This window comes from Mesorhizobium sp. M7A.F.Ca.ET.027.03.2.1 (genome assembly GCF_003999175.1).
In the GTDB taxonomy this organism is placed as follows: domain Bacteria; phylum Pseudomonadota; class Alphaproteobacteria; order Rhizobiales; family Rhizobiaceae; genus Mesorhizobium.
This window is the reverse complement of the sequence record NZ_RZOM01000636.1, coordinates 1-3,603: the sequence shown is the minus strand read 5'-3', so window position 1 is coordinate 3,603 and position 3,603 is coordinate 1. Positions and strand designations below refer to the sequence as shown.

Annotated in this window: 2 protein-coding genes and 1 pseudogene; 1 reads left to right on the top strand and 2 read right to left on the bottom strand. The window is 62.9% G+C overall.

Annotated elements, in window-relative coordinates:
• On the bottom strand, nucleotides 1-643 hold a 643-nt coding region (locus EN750_RS23855), incomplete at its 3' end, for a DUF882 domain-containing protein (RefSeq protein WP_127397833.1).
• A gap of 404 nt (nucleotides 644-1,047) precedes the next feature.
• Nucleotides 1,048-2,583, bottom strand: coding sequence for a sigma-54 dependent transcriptional regulator (locus EN750_RS23850; protein WP_027038209.1), 1,536 nt, complete (start codon nucleotides 2,581-2,583; stop codon nucleotides 1,048-1,050).
• Between the two features lie 177 nt (nucleotides 2,584-2,760).
• Between EN750_RS23850 and EN750_RS23845 the strand changes: the two are divergent.
• A pseudogene (locus EN750_RS23845) lies at nucleotides 2,761-3,603 on the top strand (oligoendopeptidase F); the annotation flags it as partial.

Sequence of the window (3,603 nt, the reverse complement as noted above, 5' to 3'; positions counted from 1 at the left end):
CCTTATAGGAGGCGAGCGCCTGCTCAAAGCCGGGCAGCGGCCTGCCGTCGCTCGGCACATGCAGCGTCTTGCCGTTGGGGAACAGGCTGACCAGTTCCTGCCGGCTGATACCGGGCCAATGGCGCACATTGCCGACATCCATGTGGACGAACGGCGAACCAGATGACGGATAGTAGCCGACGCCGCCGCCCTGCATCTTGAGACCGATGTTGCGCAGCTTCTTCAGCGGCACGCCGGGGATGTAGAAATCCATCGCCTTGCCGAGCATATGCTGGCTCTTCTCGGCGACGCCCCTGCTGCGGCCGCGCAGCATCGAGTTCGTCGACGGCGAGCGATAGCCGCAGATGACCTGGATGTAGTCCGTGGCGCCGGCTTCCCGATACGCTTCCCAGACCAGATCCAGCAGGCGCGGATCCATCTTGGTCGGCTCGTTGCGACGCCAGTCGCGCAAAATGATGTTGATCTTCCTGAGACCCTCGGGAACGTAGCGGCCGTTGCGCTTGTAGACGATCTCGGCCTTCTCATGGGTGTGGAGATGATAAAGCTTCAGCGACCGTGTTTCGGCGCTGGCTCCGCTCGCAGCCGCGGCAACAAAACCAAAAGCGACAACCAACACTGCCAGCCACTTCGGCCAGACGCTCAAATGATGGTGCCGCCTGTTTGTGTGTCGTTCGATTCTGTTCAAATCAAAAGGCCTTGCAGGCTGCCGTTTGTCCCCGGATTTGTCCAAACGGATGTGGCATTAGCACACCCGAATATCGATCCTAATGGTTAATCATCGCTTATTGAAGCCGAAATGCGGTAACACCGTGGCGATATCCCGTCAAAAATTGTTCACAAGGTTTCTTGGTAAACTGCTGGTTTAGATCAGATTTCCGCCTTCGGCCCGAACACGATCTGTTACCGTTAGCCTTAATGCGTGAACAGAGCTGTCCATGACACAGCCCCAATGCCGCCGAAACGGCGATACAAGGCCTGCTGTGGCATTGCAAGCTGGCGTCGGCCTTTGTGGCAAGCCGGATTCCGAAGCTCAGCCCGGCATCGCCCTTAGGAGGCGAGCCGGTCTACGCGGCCCGTCTCCGGATCGATGCCGTGTTCCTTGAGCTTGCGATAGAGCGTCGAGCGACCGATCCCGAGTCGGCGGGCGACTTCGCTCATCTGTCCGTTGTAGTGATCGATGGCAAGCTTGATCATCTCGAGTTCGACATCGGCCAGTGCCCGCACATTGCCGCGCTCGTCGAGCGCCCGCAACGTGCCGAAGCGAGGCTGCAGCCTTGCCGGCGGATCGAACGCGATTGCTGGGCCGCCCTCGCCGGGCAAGGCTTCGTCATCGCGCTCCTGCAAAGACTGGGAGGGCGCCGGCGCATCGCCGTCCATATCCAGGTTGACGGTGCCTTCCACTTGCGCCCGTATCTGCGGGAAGTCCTCGGCGGAAAGCACATCGCCTTCGCAAAGCACCGAGGCCCGGAAGACGGCATTTTCGAGCTGCCGGATGTTTCCAGGCCAGTCATAGGCCTGCAGCACGGCGAGCGCTGCCGCCGAAATACCCTGCAGGCGACGGTGCGGGTCGGCCGGCGCCACCTTCTCCATGAAATGGGTGACCAGATAGGGGATGTCGTCGCGGCGGTCGCGCAGCGGCGGCACGAAGATCGGGTAGACGTTCAGCCGATAGAACAGATCCTCGCGGAACTTGCCGTCCTTGACCTGCTGCAGGAGGTTGCGGTGCGTCGCCGAAATCAGCCTGATGTCGACCCTGACGGTCGAGCGTCCGCCGACCGGATCGACCTCGCCGTCCTGGACCGCGCGCAACAGCTTGACCTGCACGTCGAGCGGCAGGTCGCCGATCTCGTCGAGGAACAGTGTGCCCGAATGCGCTTCGACGAACTTGCCCGTGTGCTTGTCGGTGGCGCCGGTGAACGAGCCCTTCTCATGGCCGAACAGGATCGATTCGACCAGATTGTCGGGGATGGCGCCGCAATTGACGGTGACGAAGGGTTTCGAGCGGCGGTCGCCACTGCCCTGGATGGCGCGCGCCACCAGTTCCTTGCCGACGCCGGACTCGCCCTCGATCAGGATCGGGATGTTGGATGCCGCCGCTTTCTGGCCAAGACGGATCACCCTGTCCATGGCCGGGCTGTGCGTAATCATGTCCTTGAAGGTCAGGAGGCCGCCGCGCCGGCGCGACGTGCGCTTGACCTCGCCCTCGACGGCCTCGACCTTGAGCGCATTGCCGATCGACGCCTGCAGCCTGTCGGGAGACGCCGGCTTGACGACGAAATCGAAGGCGCCATGACGCATCGCCGAAACCACGGTCTCGATGCCCCCCTGCGCGGTCTGCACGATGGCCGGCACGTTGATGTCGCGCTCGCGCATCGCCTTCAGCACGCCGATACCGTCGAGACCGGGCATGACCAGATCGAGGATGACCACCGACACCTCGCGGGCGCCGGGTCCATCGAGGATATCGAGAGCGGCCGCGCCGCCGTCGACGACGATTGCGCTGTAGCCGAACCGCGTCACCGCCGCTTCGAGCAGCCGGCGTTGCACCGGATCGTCATCGACTATGAGTATGGAACCTGTCATGACTGATACGACTACGCCCGCCCGAGGAATCCTGCCCTGTGGACCATCTTGGCACAGGGTTCTAAATAAGGTTTCAAAAAACCCGGTGAATGAATTCCTTAGGATTTGACCGGCTTCTCGTTTCTCCTTGAACCTTGGCCACGGAAGGTGTCGGCAATGCATAAGGATTCTGGCCACATGGGTTCCGCACGGCGGCTGGCGGCGCCGGCGTCCGGTCAGGGCGCGGCCGAGCTGGGCGACCTGCCTGAATGGAACCTTGCCGACCTCTATGCCGGCATGGACGCGCCAGAACTGAAGCGCGACATCGCCAAGGCCGCCGCTGACGCGACCAGCTTCGAAAGCCGCTGGAAGGGCACGCTGGCCGCCGAGGCCGAGCGCGGCAGCGCCGGCAGGCTGGGCGAGGCGCTCGTCGCCTACGAAGCGCTGGAGGAACTGATCGGCCGCATCGTCTCCTATGCGGGTCTGGTTTATGCCGGAAACACCGCCGATCCCCAGCGCGCCAAGCTCTATGGCGACGTCCAGGAGAAGATGACCGACGCCAGCGCGCACCTTCTGTTCTTCGCGCTCGAACTCAACCTGATCGACGATGCGTCGATCGAAGGCGCGCTCGCCGGCGATCCCGCCTTCGGTCATTACCGGCCATGGGTGCTCGATCTGCGCAAGGACAAGCCCTACCAGCTTGAGGACCGCGTCGAGCAACTCTTCCACGAAAAGTCGATCACCGGGCGCGGCGCCTGGAACCGCCTGTTCGACGAGACGATGACCGACCTTCGCTTCGACATCGACGGCGAGGAACTGACGCTGGAGCCGGCGCTGAACCGTTTGCAGGACGCCGACGGCGAGGTGCGCCGCCGGGCGTCCGAGGCGCTGGCCACGACCTTCCGCAAAAATTTGCGCACCTTCACGCTGATCACCAACACGCTGGCCAAGGACAAGGAGATATCCGACCGCTGGCGCGGCTTCGAGGACATCGCCGATTCACGTCATCTCGCCAACCGCGTCGAGCGCAGCGTGGTGGAC